Annotated in this window: 13 protein-coding genes and 1 pseudogene; 11 read left to right on the top strand and 3 right to left on the bottom strand. The window is 51.0% G+C overall.

All coding sequences use genetic code 11. The features are described from left to right. Both AC5JMP_RS25480 and AC5JMP_RS25475 read left to right on the top strand, forming a co-directional pair. Nucleotides 1–796, top strand: a pseudogene (locus AC5JMP_RS25480) (serine/threonine protein kinase); the annotation flags it as partial. 23 nt (nt 797–819) lie between these two features. Further along, a complete protein-coding gene (locus AC5JMP_RS25475) occupies nt 820–1,293 on the top strand; it encodes a DUF4332 domain-containing protein (RefSeq protein WP_495854312.1) in 474 nt (157 codons plus the stop codon). Between the two features lie 103 nt (nt 1,294–1,396). Here AC5JMP_RS25475 and AC5JMP_RS25470 read toward each other — a convergent pair whose 3' ends face one another. Beyond that, nucleotides 1,397–1,912: a GNAT family N-acetyltransferase gene (locus AC5JMP_RS25470; RefSeq protein ID WP_495854311.1), complete on the bottom strand. Its 516-nt coding sequence runs from the start codon at nt 1,910–1,912 to the stop codon at nt 1,397–1,399. A gap of 394 nt (nt 1,913–2,306) precedes the next feature. Between AC5JMP_RS25470 and carA the strand changes: the two genes are divergently transcribed. Beyond that, nucleotides 2,307–3,491, top strand: coding sequence for a glutamine-hydrolyzing carbamoyl-phosphate synthase small subunit (gene carA, locus AC5JMP_RS25465; protein WP_495854310.1), 1,185 nt, complete (start codon nt 2,307–2,309; stop codon nt 3,489–3,491). A gap of 30 nt (nt 3,492–3,521) precedes the next feature. Here carA and AC5JMP_RS25460 read toward each other — a convergent pair whose 3' ends face one another. Both AC5JMP_RS25460 and AC5JMP_RS25455 read right to left on the bottom strand, forming a co-directional pair. Continuing rightward, nucleotides 3,522–6,869 carry a response regulator gene (locus tag AC5JMP_RS25460; RefSeq protein ID WP_495854309.1) on the bottom strand — a complete coding sequence of 1,116 codons (3,348 nt, stop codon included), beginning with the start codon at nt 6,867–6,869 and terminating at the stop codon, nt 3,522–3,524. A gap of 287 nt (nt 6,870–7,156) precedes the next feature. After that, nucleotides 7,157–7,561: a hypothetical protein gene (locus AC5JMP_RS25455; protein ID WP_495854308.1), complete on the bottom strand. Its 405-nt coding sequence runs from the start codon at nt 7,559–7,561 to the stop codon at nt 7,157–7,159. A 386-nt stretch (nt 7,562–7,947) separates the two neighbouring features. Here AC5JMP_RS25455 and menA point away from each other — a divergent pair, with 386 nt between their 5' ends. The 8 genes from menA (at nt 7,948) to AC5JMP_RS25415 (ending at nt 14,956) form a co-directional block, all read left to right on the top strand. Further along, nucleotides 7,948–8,877, top strand: a complete 930-nt coding sequence (menA, locus tag AC5JMP_RS25450) for a 2-carboxy-1,4-naphthoquinone phytyltransferase (protein ID WP_495854307.1) — start codon at nt 7,948–7,950, stop codon at nt 8,875–8,877. A 51-nt stretch (nt 8,878–8,928) separates the two neighbouring features. Continuing rightward, a complete protein-coding gene (locus tag AC5JMP_RS25445) occupies nt 8,929–9,276 on the top strand; it encodes a hypothetical protein (RefSeq protein WP_495854306.1) in 348 nt (115 codons plus the stop codon). Continuing rightward, on the top strand, nt 9,273–9,791 hold the full coding sequence (locus AC5JMP_RS25440) for a GIY-YIG nuclease family protein (RefSeq protein WP_495854305.1): 519 nt from the start codon (nt 9,273–9,275) through the stop codon (nt 9,789–9,791). The genes AC5JMP_RS25445 and AC5JMP_RS25440 overlap by 4 nt, the downstream gene beginning before the upstream one ends. Before the next feature lie 146 nt (nt 9,792–9,937). Further along, entirely contained in the window at nt 9,938–11,665 is a 1,728-nt protein-coding gene (locus AC5JMP_RS25435; RefSeq protein ID WP_495854304.1) for an ABC transporter permease, read from the top strand. Between the two features lie 47 nt (nt 11,666–11,712). Continuing rightward, nucleotides 11,713–13,071: an ABC transporter ATP-binding protein gene (locus tag AC5JMP_RS25430; protein WP_495854303.1), complete on the top strand. Its 1,359-nt coding sequence runs from the start codon at nt 11,713–11,715 to the stop codon at nt 13,069–13,071. 60 nt (nt 13,072–13,131) lie between these two features. Beyond that, the gene (locus tag AC5JMP_RS25425; RefSeq protein ID WP_495854302.1) at nt 13,132–13,557 is read left to right on the top strand and encodes a hypothetical protein; all 426 of its coding nucleotides are present in this window, start codon (nt 13,132–13,134) and stop codon (nt 13,555–13,557) included. Between the two features lie 199 nt (nt 13,558–13,756). Continuing rightward, the gene (locus tag AC5JMP_RS25420) at nt 13,757–14,182 is read left to right on the top strand and encodes a YkvA family protein (protein WP_495854301.1); all 426 of its coding nucleotides are present in this window, start codon (nt 13,757–13,759) and stop codon (nt 14,180–14,182) included. Nucleotides 14,183–14,704: 522 nt separating this feature from the next. After that, entirely contained in the window at nt 14,705–14,956 is a 252-nt protein-coding gene (locus AC5JMP_RS25415) for a hypothetical protein (RefSeq protein ID WP_495854300.1), read from the top strand. Nucleotides 14,957–15,017 lie beyond the last annotated feature (61 nt).

Genomic DNA, 15,017 nt, shown 5'->3' with positions numbered 1-15,017 from the left:
TCAGCCTATCGCCAGCCCCACGCCGACTCCCACAGTTTCCCTCACGCCCACGCCCACCCCGACCCCCACGCCCACCCCGACCCCCACTCCTACGCCCCCGCCCACACAGCCGACGGAATATAGCCAGCGGCTAGAAGGAATCCTGCTGCCTGATAGCGAAACCAAAACCTTCCAGGGCAATTTGCGATCGAATGAAACCATTGCCTATGTCATTCCGGCTGAGCAAGGACAAACGCTGAATGCCTCGCTGGAAGGAGAAGGAGTGCTGCTGACGGTGCTAGCGCCCAATCGGGAACCCGTCGTTGATCGCGTTCCGGCTTGGCAAGGGGCGCTCACCTACACGGGAGACTATGTGGTGCGGCTTAGCCCTGTTAAAGGTCTGCCCGAAAGCGATTTTCGGCTGAATCTTAACCTTCAGCCTCTCCCTTCGCCCTCGCCTTCACCCGAATCGCCCAGCCCGATTGATACGCTGCCGCCTACAGAGCCGCAGATTGAAACTACGCCGCTGAATGTGTCTCTAGGTCGTCCGGTCGAGTTTTCCGACAGGGCAAGCGACGAAGTCACCAAGCGCTATCTCGTCGATGTCCAGCCTGGGCAGATTCTTAGCGCTGAGGTTTTAGAGGGCAGAGTCTCGATTAACGTGCGCTATCCTAACGGTGAGTTGGTAGAAGGGGGCAACGAGGTGAGAAACTGGTCAGGTCGGATTTTTGACCAGGGGCGCTATCAAATTGATGTAGTCGCCAATCGCCGATCGTCATTCTCGCTCAGAGTTTTGCTGGACGACCAGCCTCAATAGATTTTTCAATACCCTCAAAATTTATGGAACCGCCTCAGCCGAAAATCGTTCCATTGAAACCTAGTCAATTGAAACCTAGCAATTGGGCGATCGCTCAGCTACCCGGCATCAGCCCTCAAGATGAGGCTAGCTTAGTGGGCTGCGGCATTCACACCACGTTTCAGCTTCTTCAAAAGGCTCAGACGCCCGACCAGCGGCAAATTCTGGCGGCTGAAATGCAAATTCCTATTCAGCATGTCAACAAGTGGGCGGCGCTGGCTCACCTTGCCTGCATTCCAACAGTAGGCTGTCAATATTGTGGACTGCTGCTGCACGCGGGTATTAGCTCTCCGGGACAGTTGGCTCAGACCCCGATCGCCCGATTGCACCAGCAGGTTCTCAAGCTGCAAATTGCCACAATGCAGCGGCAGGATCTTTGTCCTGGATTTGGTGAAGTTGCCCAGTGGATTGAGCAGGCTATTCAGCTCCAGGCTCGCCGCGCCGCGCCCAAGGGCTAATCTGGATACCCAACTCATCTAGGGTAATTGTCAAAATGTGATGATTTTCTACTGGGTGCGCTTTGCACACCCAGTAGAAAATCATCACATGAATATAAGTCCCCTAATCTGGATACCAAAACATACCTTTAATGCCTTCAGGATCTTGCATAAACCCTAGACCCCGATAAAATTCGACTACCTGCGGGTCGGCAAACAGCGTAATGTTGCTGATGTCCTCGCTGCGGAGCTTTTTAATCATCTGACGCATTAAGGCTTTTCCTAGCCCTTTGCTCTGAAAATCTGGGTGAATCACCACATCCCAAATAGTGGCGTTAAATGCGTGATCAGAGGTTGCCCGCGAGAAGCCTACCAGCCGCTTACTTGCGCCCTTCTGCTCCCACATAGAAACCACCAGAAAGCTAAATTGAATAGCTTTCTTAACTTTTCTTAAAGGACGGCGCGACCAACCCACCGCATCACAAAGCTCTTCTAGCTCGTAGAGATCGATTTCGCGATCGGTGCTAAAGAAAATACGAGAGTTGCCCACCATAACGCCCTGAGCAGAGGAACCATCCGCTTCGGTGGTCTTGGGCAGGGCGGCATCAGAAGTGCTAAATAAGCTTTTCCAGAAACCCATCAGGCGCGGTTAAGGTAATTGAGAAATTGGATGGCGGGAACGGTTAATGTACAGGTGGTCTGGACAATAACTCCTGAAATATAAGCTTAGCAAGATAGCCTCGCATATTACACGATCGCAAATATTTATTGTGCTTGCTAAATTTTGGGCAGGCGGGCTGACCGACCCTACAGGAGGCAGGCTACACCCTTAACCCTTCTTTTATAGCAACTGCCAAGGCGGTTAGGACGGGGACATTTTTGGTGGGGCGCTAAGCGCCCCACCAAAAATGTCCTAAGCAAACTAGCGACAGCTATAACCGTCACCGTTGTGACTGTTCATCTTCCCCCTACAGACGTAGGATAAGAACGCTTGCTATTCAGATTCTATTCAACCTATTCATGAGAGGAATTCTATGCTGTTCTCTGGTGCTCAGCCTGCATTACTCGTCTTGGCAGATGGAACAACCTATCGAGGGTGGTCGTTTGGTGCATCGGCTACTGCCATCGGCGAGGTGGTATTTAACACAGGCATGACGGGCTACCAGGAGGTGCTGACCGATCCAAGCTACCGAGGGCAAATTATTACCTTTACCTATCCTGAGTTAGGAAATACGGGCGTTAATCCTGAAGACGAAGAGTCAGGTCGTCCGCAGATTAAAGGGGCGATCGCCCGAAACATCTGCTCTCGCCCCAGCAACTGGCGATCGACTCAATCGCTGCAAGATTACCTGAAGAAGTATGGGATTCCCGGCATTTACGGCATTGACACTCGCGCTCTGACCCGCAAGCTGCGATCGGCAGGCGCGATGAATGGCGGCATCTCTACCGAAATTCTTGATCCAGCCGATTTGTTGATGCGGGTGCAGGAAGCCCCCAGCATGGCAGGGCTAAATCTGGTGCGCGAAGTCAGCACGCAATCGGCATACGAATGGTCTGAAACGACGGATGCTGCCTGGGACTATACGATTAAACCGACCTCGACCGCGATCGCCCAGGCTCCAACCGAACCTCTGACCGTTGTGGCGATCGACTTTGGTATCAAGAAAAATATCTTGCGACGGCTAGCCAGCTACGGCTGTCGGGTCATTGTCGTACCCGTAGACACGCCGCCCGAAGACATCCTCAAGTACAACCCAGATGGCATCTTTCTCTCGAATGGGCCTGGCGATCCGGCAACCGTAGCAGAGGGCATCGCCACTACTAAAGCGCTCTTGACCAGCGAAAAGCCAATGTTTGGTATCTGTATGGGACATCAAATTTTGGGTTTGTCTCTGGGAGCTGAAACCTTCAAGCTGAAATTTGGGCATCGGGGACTCAATCAGCCCTGCGGCATGAGTCAGCAGCCCGTAGAAATCACCAGCCAAAATCACGGCTTTGCCATTAGCGCTGATTCTTTGCCCAATGTCGAAGTGGAGATCACGCACCTGAATTTGAACGATCGCACGGTGGCGGGTCTACGCCATAAAACCCTGCCGCTATTCTCGGTGCAGTATCACCCAGAGGCGAGTCCGGGTCCCCATGATGCAGACTATTTGTTTGAGAAATTCGTTCAGGCAATGCTGCTGCATCGTCAACAGAGTGCCAAGGCGATCGGTTAATTGATTCTTTGGAGTTGGGCAAAGATTGGTCTAAGATCTGGCGGCGATCGCCTGACTCCAATGAATTAACTTATCGGCTAGCACCTGCTTTTGTACAGGCTTGCTGAGGTAATCATCCATGCCGACCTGAAGGCAGCGATCGTGATCTTCTTTCATCGCATTAGCCGTCATAGCAATAATGACCGGATATCGGGTTAAACCCTGAAGCTCATGCTCCTGAAGCTCATGCTCCTGAAGCTGCCGGATGGCTTGAGTTGCCTCATATCCATCCATGATCGGCATCTGACAATCCATGAAAATCACGTCGTAGCCGATCTGCGACACCAAATCCAATGCCTCTCTACCGTTGGCGGCAACGTCAGCTGCATAGCCCAGGTTTTTGAGTTGGTTTAGCGCGACTTTTTGATTGACTAGGCTATCTTCGACCAGGAGAATTTTGAGCTTTTTTGAGGAGCGATCGGGGAGAGCAGAGAGGGGTTGAGAGGGGCGATCGTCCCTCAACGCCAGGTGACCCGCTTCAGAATTCATCACCTGTATCAAGCAGTCAAACAAGCGAGACTGCTTCACGGGTTTTATCAGATAAGCAGAGAATCCCAATTCCTGCACCCGATTCATGCCCTTTTGGTTGAGTGAGGTCAACATCACTAGCTTAGTGTTAGCTAACAGAGGATTAGCCCTGATGGCTTTTCCGACTGCTTCTCCATCCATGCTGGGCATTTGCATGTCTAAGATGATGATGTCATAGGAACGACCCTGAAGCAGCCCAGATTCCAGCATTTTCCAGGCTTCCTCGCCGCTTGCTGCCTCTTCGACCCGCATTCCCCAAGCAGCTGCCTGATGCTGTAGGATTTTGCGGTTAGTGGGGCTGTCATCCACAATCAGGAGCCGCAGTCCCCGCAGACTGTCCGTTACCAACGGCATGGCAACCTGGGGCTGCTTTTCAAAGGCAAGTTCAAACTGAAACTTCGAGCCTTGTCCGGGGGTGCTGCTCACTTGAATGGTACTGCCCATCAGCTCTACAAGCTGCTTGCAAATAGCTAGCCCTAAGCCCGTGCCGCCAAATTTGCGCGTAGTGGAAGCGTCAACCTGAGAAAAAGGTAGAAACAACTTCTTTAAACCGTCTGGCGCAATGCCCATCCCGGTATCCTCTACTGAGAATAGCAGGGTGGCGATCGCGCCTGAATCTGCTGTTTTTGCTTTAGATTGCGTCTCAGATTGCGTCTCAGATTGCAGCGAAACCCGAATCACCACTTCGCCCGTTGCCGTAAATTTAATCGCGTTACTAACCAAATTGGTCAACACCTGACGCAAACGGCTGACATCACCCCGCAGTCGAGTGGGCACATTGGGTTCCACCCAGGCAGCAATCTCTAGCTGTTTAGCATGGGCTGATGCCGCCAGCAGATCGGTCACTTCTTCGGCGCAAGAAACGACATCAAAATCTAAGATCTCCAGCTCCATTTCGCCTGCTTCCAGCTTGGAGAAATCTAGAATTTCGTTCAGCAACATCAGCAGGTGATTGCCGCTAGTGCGAATCGTTTCGGCGAAATCATACTGCTGTGCATCCAAACGAGTATCAAGGAGTAATCCAGTCATGCCCAAAACAGCATTCAGCGGTGTGCGGATTTCATGACTCATGGTTGCCAAAAAAGTGCTTTTCATCTGAGCTGCCTGTTCAGCCCGTTTGCGTGCCAAATCCAATGCTTCATTCTGCTCTGCCAGATGCTGATTACGAAGAACTTCTTGCCCTTGGATGTGCTGGCGTTCAGCCTCAGCGCGCTTGGCTTCGCTAATATCTACCGCCGAACCTTCGTAGTGCAGCACATCGCCGCTGTTGTCACGAATTGCCCGTACGCTCTCAGAGATCCAGGTCATACTGCCGTCTTTGCGATAAACCTGAGACTCTACATCGGTTATCTGATCCTGCGTTTTCATCCGCTCTAGCAGAGCTTGCCGTAGAGTGGGGTCAACATAAAGCTGCTTAGCAATATTGGTTACGCTTGAGATAAAGTCTTGTGGAGACTCATAGCCGTAAATCTTAGCTAGAGCCGAGTTGGCGTTTAGTAAACGTCCCTCAGGTGTAGCTTGAAAAATGCCGACGATCGAGTTCTCGAAGATGCTGCGATATTTTTCCTCGGTCTGGCGTAGCTCAATCTCAGCGCGCTTCCTTTCTGTGATGTCAATTCCAGTACCGATAATATATTTTGTCTTTCCTTTGGCATCTAGGAGAACGGTGTTAGTCCAGGCGATAAGACGGCGATCGCCCTTCCGAGTAATCCAGTTGTTTTCATGGTGTTTCGGAAGGTCAGAAGAGTTGCCTGCCGAAAAAGCTGACTGCATAAACTCTGCGTCATTAGAATCGAGAAAAATATTCCAAAAAAACTTATTCCGAACTTCAGAGAAGGAGTATTCAGTAATATCGGCACATTTTTGATTAAAACGAATAATTCTCCCAGCTAAATCTAGAACAATAACGAGAGTATCTGTAGTATCTAAGATTGCTGTTATGAAGTCACGCTCTTGTTCCAGATTTTGTTCTATACTTTGCCTTTTTTTTAGATCCTCGCGAATGAAATAGAAGACACCTGCTAGGGTTATAAGTTCTAAAAGCGTTCCTACAGTGGAGGTATAGGCTATCCGATCGATCGAGGATCTGTTTCTCGCCAACTCCAGCTTTTCTAGTTCTAAGCTTTCAGAGGTTTGCGGTTCTTCTGGCGTTTGAGACGATCGCATTTCGGCAATCTGATAGTAAAACAACCCATTGACTGTCAGCAACACGGCAGATGCAATGCCTAGCCAGACTGCGACTCTTCTAATAAAGGGATCTTTGGTGAGTCTAACGGCGCGATTGGCTTCAGAGCTAATGACCGATCGCTCAATTTCGGCTAGATTTCGACGGATCTCGATCTGATCGACAACCTGCTGCCCTAGCGCCTTGAGGGTGTTGATTTGCTTGGAAGTGAGCTGCCGAGGCACATGGTCGATCACACACAGCGTGCCTAGACGATAGCCCTCAGATGTGGTCAACGGCACACCCGCATAAAATCGCACAAAGGGTTCACCGATCGCCAGAGGATTGTCAGCAAACCGCTTGTCAGCCAGCGCATCCGGGACGATAAACACATCATCTTGCAGAATGGCATGGGTACAAAAAGCTATGTTGCGATGGGTTTCATTCACCGCTAATCCCACTCTTGCCTTAAACCACTGTCGCTGTTCATCCACCAAGCTCACAAGGGCGATCGGCGTTTGGCAAATATATGCCGCTACCTGGCAGATATCATCAAAAGCGCGTTCGGGCGATGTGTCCAGAATTTTGCACTGCTGGAGCGCCACAAGTCGCTCGGATTCATTTGCCGTAAGGGGAGCAATGCGCATATCAGTACCGTAGTCTTGCTGAGATCGCAGAGAAGTTGCAAAAGATGCTTAGCTACTATAACCCTGGCTACTAAGCCCCTGGCTAGGATGATCCCTAAGACAGAGCCTTTCGTCATAAGCTAGCACCGGAGCGCTAACCCTTGGTTCGTAAATAATGCGTAGATTTCGGAAGCGAGGGTGAAGTTGGTTGAGTTTACCCGTAAAACTACTACCCGTTGTTTCACCTATGCTTCATTTTTACTGCGTCTCATTTCTCTAGAGGCATCGGCGGGTCAGCCAAAAGACTCCTAGCTGACCACAGGATTACGGGCACGCTCGATTTCTTCTAGCGTATTCAAAACCAGACGTTTGGCTTGCAGCTTCCAGCCCCGCTTTTGAATAACGATCGCCGCAGCAGTGCCTCCAATAGTTGCCAAAAAATCTAGCGGCTGAAACATAGAGATGCCAAATAGTAGACCTAGTCCAGCAATTCCCCAAAAGGGAAGAGCGATCGTCTGGCGCTGAGTCTCTAGCAGCTTGCTTAAACCCTCGTTAGGTAGCTCGGACATTAGCACCGCTTTAATTTGCTTTTGTTCGGCTAGCGAAACCGACAGACCAATCTTTTGCCGCAGCTTTTCGATTTTACGAGCGTCAGTGCTGTATTGCGTCAGCTCATCTTCTGCCATCATGATTACGCGATCGTACTGTCCCATGGCTTTGCCTCGTGTCTTAGATAAAAGGATCTGAAGACTTCAGTATGCCAAGAATTCTGCCTGCTTACACTTTTCGCGGGTCATAGGGCGATCGCTCTGGCTGGGGCTGACGTTACAGCGTTCTTGGCGAATGCTACAGCGCTTGTAATCAAGGGCGCAGCGTTCATGACCGTTACAGCATTCGTTATTACATTCGTTATTGCTGCTGTGGCATTCGTAACGACAATCTCCTTTACAGCCTGAGACAGGCTCCGCAATTTAACAGATCATTTCGCTTCTCGCCCTCTCTGCGCGGAACGTGGCGGCTGCACTTTATAATGAGTCCTGTTGTTCTCGGCAGCCTCACGACTTCAAACGCGGCTCAGAGAAGCGTTTAAGGAAAATCTATGACGATCGATTCAGTTCGGTACTCCAGTCCAACTCCTTCTCCCGCCAATTTGCCCGACAAACGTAAGCTATGGATGGCGGCAATCAAGCCTCCCATGTACAGTGTCGCCATCATGCCCATTGCGTTGGGAACAGCCGTTGCCTATGCCAAAACTCAGAGGGTTCATTGGGGTACCTTCAGCATCTTTTTAATATCCGCTATTTTGATTTTGGCCTGGGAAAATATCCATAATGATCTGTTCGATGCGGAGACGGGCATCGATCACAACAAGCATCATTCTGTGGTTAATCTGACCGGAAACAAAGCTCTGGTGTTTTGGCTAGGAACGCTTTGTCTGGCAGCCGGGATTGCTGGAATCTTAGCGATCGCCTACCTGCAACAAGACCCCACCGTTGTGCTGCTGGTTCTACTGTGCTGTGGGTTGGGATATCTCTATCAAGGGCCTCCCTTTCGCCTGGGCTATCAGGGATTGGGCGAGATTCTCTGTTTTTTTAGCTTTGGGCCGTTGGCGGTGTCTGCGGCATACTACAGCCAAGCCCAATCCTGGTCGGTGACGGCGCTGGTGGTCTCGGTGATTTTGGGCATCAGCACGAGTCTGATCTTGCTTTGCTCTCACTTTCATCAGGTAGAGGATGATCTAAATGCAGGGAAGCGATCGCCTATTGTCCGGCTTGGAACCCTGCGCGGCGCACAGCTTTTACCCTGGCTCTGCGGCAGTCTCTACGGCTTGACGGTCATAGGAGTGGCGATCGGCAGTTTCCCTCTTTGGACATTGATGATTTTTGCCAGTCTGCCCTCTGCTCTAAAGCTCTGTCGGCACGTGCTAGAAAATCATGACAAGCCCGACAACGTGAAAAACTGCAAATTTATTGCCGTAGCGCTGCATTTCTGGAGCGGGTTGCTGCTCAGTCTTGGCTTTATTCTGTAGCTTAAGCTTAATTTTGTAGCTTGAATTTTTTATCCTAAATTTTTCTGGTTCATGGCTCAAATCAAAATTGTCGATCGGTATGACGGCAGCTTTACCTTGGCACCCGAAGTCAAAGCGGAGCTGTTTAGCCTACTGACCAATCCCGGATTTCTAGAACAGGTGGCGGCACAAGCGGGGGGCGATCGCCTTGAGTTTACCGAACTCTTATTTCAACCCATTCCCTATACCCCCACAACTCCGCGAGGTATGCCTGCCGAATACGAGCAGTACCTTCAGCCAGACTACGCCATTATTAATGTGCCGCCCAATTTCATGTTTAAGGCAAAGGTGTTTCAGCCGAGTCGCCTCTGTGCCATCTATCGCAAGCTTTACGCTCTTCCGCAAGGAGAGGGAGCATGACTGCCCTCGCTGAGCTAGACTACATTGTCTACCTCGACGCAGAGGGGCAAATGACTGACCAGTTCGATGGCAAAGTGGGAGTCTACGCCATTTTTGACCAAGAAAAAATTCTCCAGATGATTGGCTATTCCCGTGACGTGGGGTTTAGCCTGAAACAGCATTTAGTGCGGCAGCCCCAGAGCTGTTACTGGATGAAAGTGCAGACCATCGATCGTCCTAGCCGCACGCTGCTTGAGGAGATGCGGGCAGCCTGGATTGCCGAGAATGGCTCGGTTCCAGTGGGCAATGCTGCTGGGGAGGCGATGTGGAATCAGGCGATCGACGCCAAGTTGACCATGACGGCTGAAGAGCTAGCAATCTACGAGGCGAGTGATGATCCTGGCAAAATTAAGACGCTCAAAAAAGTTGCCCGGCGGGTTGAGGAAGAAGTTTTGGCGAAACTAGACGCGCGCGGCGTTAAGATGCCAATTCGGTTCGATCCCAAGCTTAAAGAAAAGGGTCTGCTGAATCTCTGACTCAATCTTCTGACCAAATCTACCGGTGAATCCTAAACTGAATCTTAATTATTTTCCTCAGGCAAAGGCTATGGCATCTGCTCTGTTATAGACTGTGGCAGTAATCCCTGCTTAATTCAGAAAAGTATGCTAGCCCTTGCCAGATTATGCTGAGACGCACATTTCCTTCTCCGGAAGCCTTGCGTCGGCTTCCCTTCGGTCTGGCAGATGTTGCAGTGATCCTGGGCACTTTACTGCTGCTGGCGCTGGTTGCCCGCCTTGGAGCAGGCACGTTGGTCAGCTTTCAGCCGCCTGATGTTGTGCCAGGAATTGATCTAGACCCGCGCAACTTGCCTTATTATGCGGGGCGATCGACCCTCCGAATGTTCGTTGCCCTGTTCTTTTCGATGGTGTTCACGCTGATCTATGGCTATGTCGCAGCGAACAGCCCTAGGGCCGAGCGGGTCATGGTGCCGCTGCTAGACATTCTGCAATCTGTTCCGGTTCTGGGCTTTTTATCGGTTACGGTTACAGGATTTATTGCATTGTTCCCCGGCAGCTTGCTGGGGTTGGAAGCGGCATCAATTTTCGCCATTTTTACCAGCCAGGTCTGGAATATGACCTTTTCGTTTTATCAGTCGCTAAAAACGGTGCCGAAAGATCTGGATGAAGCCATGACGCTGTATCGGCTGTCGCGCTGGCAGCGGTTCACCAAGCTAGAGGTGCCTTCTGCCACGATCGGTCTAGTCTGGAACGCGATGATGAGCTTTGGGGGCGGCTGGTTTTTTGTTACCGCGAGTGAGGCAATCAGCGTCCTCAATCAGGCATACACGCTGCCCGGAATTGGCTCCTATGTGGCGGCGGCGCTCGCCAAGCAAGATCTCCTTCCCTTGGGCTGGGCATTGTTGACGATCGCCATCATTATTATTCTTACCGATCAGCTCTTCTGGCGACCGCTGATTGCCTGGTCAAACAAATTTCGCTTGGAGCAGAGCGCCTCAGCCGACGCGCCAGAATCTTGGGTCTATGACCTGCTGAAGGCAGCTCGAATTCCCCGTTTGTTGGGAAAAGCTTTGACGCCTGTGCAGGAGAGCCTGAACCATCTGCTGTCTGGTCTGGCTCCTGCGCCTGCGGCTCAAATTAAGGCTCCGAATCGGTCGAGCGATCGCCTCTATAACCTGATTCTGTTGATGATTGTCGCGGCGCTAGTGGTGACGGGCGTTCATTTCATTCTGACGACCGTGGGCATTGGCGAGGTAGTGACAGCCTTTGGGTTGGGGCTATTGACGCTGCTGCGGGTGACAGCGCTGCTGATCTTTGCCACGCTGGTCTGGACACCGATTGGAGTGGCGATCGGCTTCAACCCAAAATTGGCAAGGCTGTTGCAGCCCGTCGTGCAATTTCTTGCCTCTTTCCCAGCAAACTTTATTTTCCCCTTTGCCACGCTGTTTTTCATTCATACCAACATCAGCATCAACTGGGGCAGTATCTTGTTGATGGCTTTGGGTTCCCAGTGGTATATCCTGTTTAATTCGATCGCGGGTGCCCAGAGCATTCCCACTGACTTGCGCGAGATGGCAACTGACGTAGGGCTGAAAGGCTGGCAGCGCTGGCGGCGGCTGATTATTCCCGGCATTTTCTCGGCATGGGTGACGGGAGGAGTCACGGCTAGCGGCGGAGCCTGGAATGCCAGTATTGTCTCAGAAGTGGTTTCCTGGGGTCAGACGACCCTGATTGCCACGGGGCTGGGAGCTTATATTGCTGAAGCTACAGAGACTGGCGACTGGCCGCGAATTACGCTGGGCATTGGCATGATGAGTCTATTTGTGGTGGGGATCAACCGGGTGCTCTGGCGGCGACTCTATCATCTGGCAGAAACGAAATATCATCTGTGATTCAACTTGCTAATTAAACCCGAAATACAACAAGAGCGGTGCAGATTATGAACTCAGTGCAGACAGCGACCGATGTTTTAATTGCCGTTGAGCAGGTTCACAAGAGCTTTCCCTTGCCCGATGGCAAAGGGGAATTTACTGTTCTTCGCGATATCAATGTCACGGTGCGATCGGGTGAGGTTGTGGCTTTGCTGGGTCGTAGCGGCAGCGGCAAAAGTACCCTGCTGCGGACGATGGCAGGTTTAATTTCCCCTAGCCAGGGACGGGTGCTGAGCAACGGCAAGCCGTTACGAGGGGCAAACAACGATGTGGCAATGGTATTTCAAAGTTTTGCCCTATTGCCCTGGCTGACAGTACAGCAAAATGTTGAGCTGGGTCTAGAAGCTCAGGGTGTGCCCAGAGAAGAACGACGGCAAAGAGCGCTCAAAGCCATTGACCTGGTAGGGCTAGACGGCTTCGAGAGTGCTTATCCCAAGGAGCTGTCAGGCGGCATGAAGCAGCGGGTGGGCTTTGCGCGGGCGTTTGTGCTAGAACCGCAGGTATTGTTTATGGATGAACCATTCAGCGCCCTAGATGTACTGACTTCTGAGAACCTGCGGGGGGAAATCGATGACCTGTGGAATGCCGGAACTTTTCCCTCCAAAAGCATTTTGATTGTGACGCACAACATTGAAGAAGGCGTGTTTTTAGCCGATCGCGTCATTATTCTTGGTTCTAACCCTGGACAGGTGCGGGGCGAAGTGGTGATTGACCTGCCGCGATCCCATGACCGGACGAGCGATCGCTTTAAGGCGCTCGTGGATTACATCTACACGGTCATGACCAATCCTGATGTAGAAGTAACGAGCGCTGCCCCTGTAGCAGTTACTCCAGTCGTCTCTGTGCCGCGATCGCCCTATGCTCAAGCATTACCCCATGCCCGATCGGGCGGCATTAGCGGTCTGCTGGAGCTGATTGTCGATCGACCTGACGGCAAAGATGATATTCCTCGACTAGCCGATCGACTTCAGCTTGAGGTAGACGATCTGCTGCCCATCCTGGATGCTGCGGTGCTGTTAGGCTTTGCCGAAGTTTCTCAGGGCGATGTACAGCTGACATCGATCGGCCAGGATTTTGCTACCACCACGATTCTGCGAAGCAAAGACCTGTTTCAACAGCAGGCGTTGCAGAATGTTCCGGTGCTAAGCAGTATGGCGCAGACTTTGAGGGAGAAGAAAAGCCAGTCGATGCGGGCAGATTTTTTCCTGGATTTGCTGGATGAATATTATCCTCATGAAGAAGCTGAGAAACAATTTGCCACAGCCGTAGACTGGGGGCGCTATGCTGAATTATTCGAGTACGATGCAAGTGAGGATCGGCTGTATCTACCAGAGCCAGCGATCGCTCAGATCAGGGAAAATGTCTGAAGTTAATAAAATCAGAACTTTGTAGAATCGATAAATAGGACTAAAGATTAAGATATGAATATGGGACGCAAGCAAGACTGGGCAGGGTTTGACGGGCTAGCATCAATGGCGTTTATGGGAGTGGCAGCGATCGCTCCCTTAGTGGTAATGGTGCAACCTGCTGCTGCCGATACGGTGCGCGGCAGCGGCACGTTTTTGTTGGAAGGGCGATCGGCGGCTCGCATTACCAGTATTTCCTACCAATATGGAAGTGAGTCTAACCGGACGCTAGTGCTGCTTCTAGAAGACGGACGGAGCATAACGCTGGGTGGACGTTTGCTAGAAGGACAAAACAGCAGGCTTCAGGTAGAGAGTTCGGGCAACGCCGATGCCTCTGGGATCTTAAGCATTACCTACGCAGATGCTAATCCAGACAAGATTAGCGGTAAGGGTTTGCTAGATGGACAGCGCTACTCGGTTGAATTTTCGCGCGATCGCTCTAGCTAGAAGCTCTGGGTCATCTGAAATCTAGGTGATCTGAAATCTAGGTGATCTGAAATCCGTATTCCTGCATTCGTAAAATCCCTGCTTTCAGCAAGCTTTGATCCTCTGGGCTACAGGCTAAATTGGGTCAAGTGGTCAGGTTGAGGGTTAGCAACTTTACCAGGACTGCCCAATTAATCGAAAGCAAAGGGATGGGAGCGAGATGAGGGAAACTTCGGATTCGGTAGGGCAAGATTCAGCAGCTGATCTAGAGCAGGGTTTCTGGCAAAAACTGAGGGATTTTGCCAAAATTGCGGGGAAAGAAGTGATTGAGAAGGCGCTCATTCTGCTCTATGCGGCTCAGCGCCCCGAAACTCCCCTGTGGGCAAAAACAGTGATTTATTCCGCGTTGGCTTACTTCATTTTGCCTACCGATCTTATACCTGACTTTGTGCCAGTCACAGGCTATGCTGACGATTTAGCCACGTTGGTGACGGCTTTGGGCGCAGTGGCGATGTGCATTACGCCCGACGTAAAAGACATGGCAAAGCAGAAAGTCAACGATTGGTTCGGAGAGAATGATCTTCAGCCAGCCAGCACAGATTTTTCTAGAGAGGGTGAATCGATTCGCGAAATTCCGATCGATTGAAAGTCTTTAACCCGCCAGAATATATAGCGCTACGCGCTTAGATCCAACGAGTTATTTTTTGAGAGCCGCGCTCCGCGCGGCTCTCAAAAAATAACTCGTCCTAACTCAATTACGTAATGCCATATAGCAACCGCCAAGGCGGTTTGCTGAGGACATTTTGGGTGGGGCGCGAAGCGCCCCACCCAAAATGTCCTCAGCAAACTGGCAACAGCTATAACTTTGGCTAGAGGGTAAGGGAGTAGGTCTTAGTTACCTTAAGACTGTAGTGGGAACGGACTGCAATGGCTACCCGAACGCATCTCAGTCTTAGGTTGCCACTGCAATGTTTTAGCTATGAGCCTATCTCTCAACCCAGTAGTGGAGTCTATGAAAAATCTAATTTCCAGCACCTATTCCTTGTTAAGACGCAGCCTGACTGTAGTTTTAGCCGCTGCGCTCATATTTGTGAGTGCTTACTCAAGCGCTGCTTATGCTTTACCTCCTGTTAGCCCTATAGCCTTAAGCGCGTCTGATAGTAGTCAGATGCAGACTGACAAATCTTTGGGTGAACGGATGCGTGAACGAATTCGAGAAACCGATCGCAATTCTGAAAGACCCAAAACAACGGGGGAATTTGAACAGGAAGCTCGTGATGGCGTACCGCTAGATGAGCGCGTTCAGAATATCATTCGAGATTCAGGAGAGGCGTTCAATCAATTTGGACAAGAGTACTCAGTAGGTGCTCAAGAAAGTGTCCGAAGCCTCAAGGAAAAAGCGGCAGAGGTAATTAAGTAGGTAGGACTTACGCAAGCCCTCTAGCTGTAGTGCATTTTTGTTGTGTGTGGTGGGCTGCGCC

This window comes from Drouetiella sp. (assembly GCF_059504425.1).
This window is presented reverse-complemented; position numbering and strand designations above follow the sequence as displayed.

Bases quoted from the DNA above. Each gene is read 5' to 3' on its own strand.
- AC5JMP_RS25430 (WP_495854303.1), top strand. From the start codon at position 11,713: ATGAACTCAGTGCAGACAGCGACCGATGTTTTAATTGCCGTTGAGCAG.
- AC5JMP_RS25440 (WP_495854305.1), top strand. From the start codon at position 9,273: ATGACTGCCCTCGCTGAGCTAGACTACATTGTCTACCTCGACGCAGAG.
- AC5JMP_RS25470 (WP_495854311.1), bottom strand. From the start codon at position 1,912: ATGGGTTTCTGGAAAAGCTTATTTAGCACTTCTGATGCCGCCCTGCCC.
- AC5JMP_RS25420 (WP_495854301.1), top strand. From the start codon at position 13,757: ATGAGGGAAACTTCGGATTCGGTAGGGCAAGATTCAGCAGCTGATCTA.
- AC5JMP_RS25425 (WP_495854302.1), top strand. From the start codon at position 13,132: ATGGGACGCAAGCAAGACTGGGCAGGGTTTGACGGGCTAGCATCAATG.
- menA (WP_495854307.1), top strand. From the start codon at position 7,948: ATGACGATCGATTCAGTTCGGTACTCCAGTCCAACTCCTTCTCCCGCC.
- AC5JMP_RS25435 (WP_495854304.1), top strand. From the start codon at position 9,938: ATGCTGAGACGCACATTTCCTTCTCCGGAAGCCTTGCGTCGGCTTCCC.
- AC5JMP_RS25460 (WP_495854309.1), bottom strand. From the start codon at position 6,869: ATGCGCATTGCTCCCCTTACGGCAAATGAATCCGAGCGACTTGTGGCG.
- AC5JMP_RS25455 (WP_495854308.1), bottom strand. From the start codon at position 7,561: ATGGGACAGTACGATCGCGTAATCATGATGGCAGAAGATGAGCTGACG.
- AC5JMP_RS25475 (WP_495854312.1), top strand. From the start codon at position 820: ATGGAACCGCCTCAGCCGAAAATCGTTCCATTGAAACCTAGTCAATTG.
- AC5JMP_RS25415 (WP_495854300.1), top strand. From the start codon at position 14,705: ATGCAGACTGACAAATCTTTGGGTGAACGGATGCGTGAACGAATTCGA.
- carA (WP_495854310.1), top strand. From the start codon at position 2,307: ATGCTGTTCTCTGGTGCTCAGCCTGCATTACTCGTCTTGGCAGATGGA.
- AC5JMP_RS25445 (WP_495854306.1), top strand. From the start codon at position 8,929: ATGGCTCAAATCAAAATTGTCGATCGGTATGACGGCAGCTTTACCTTG.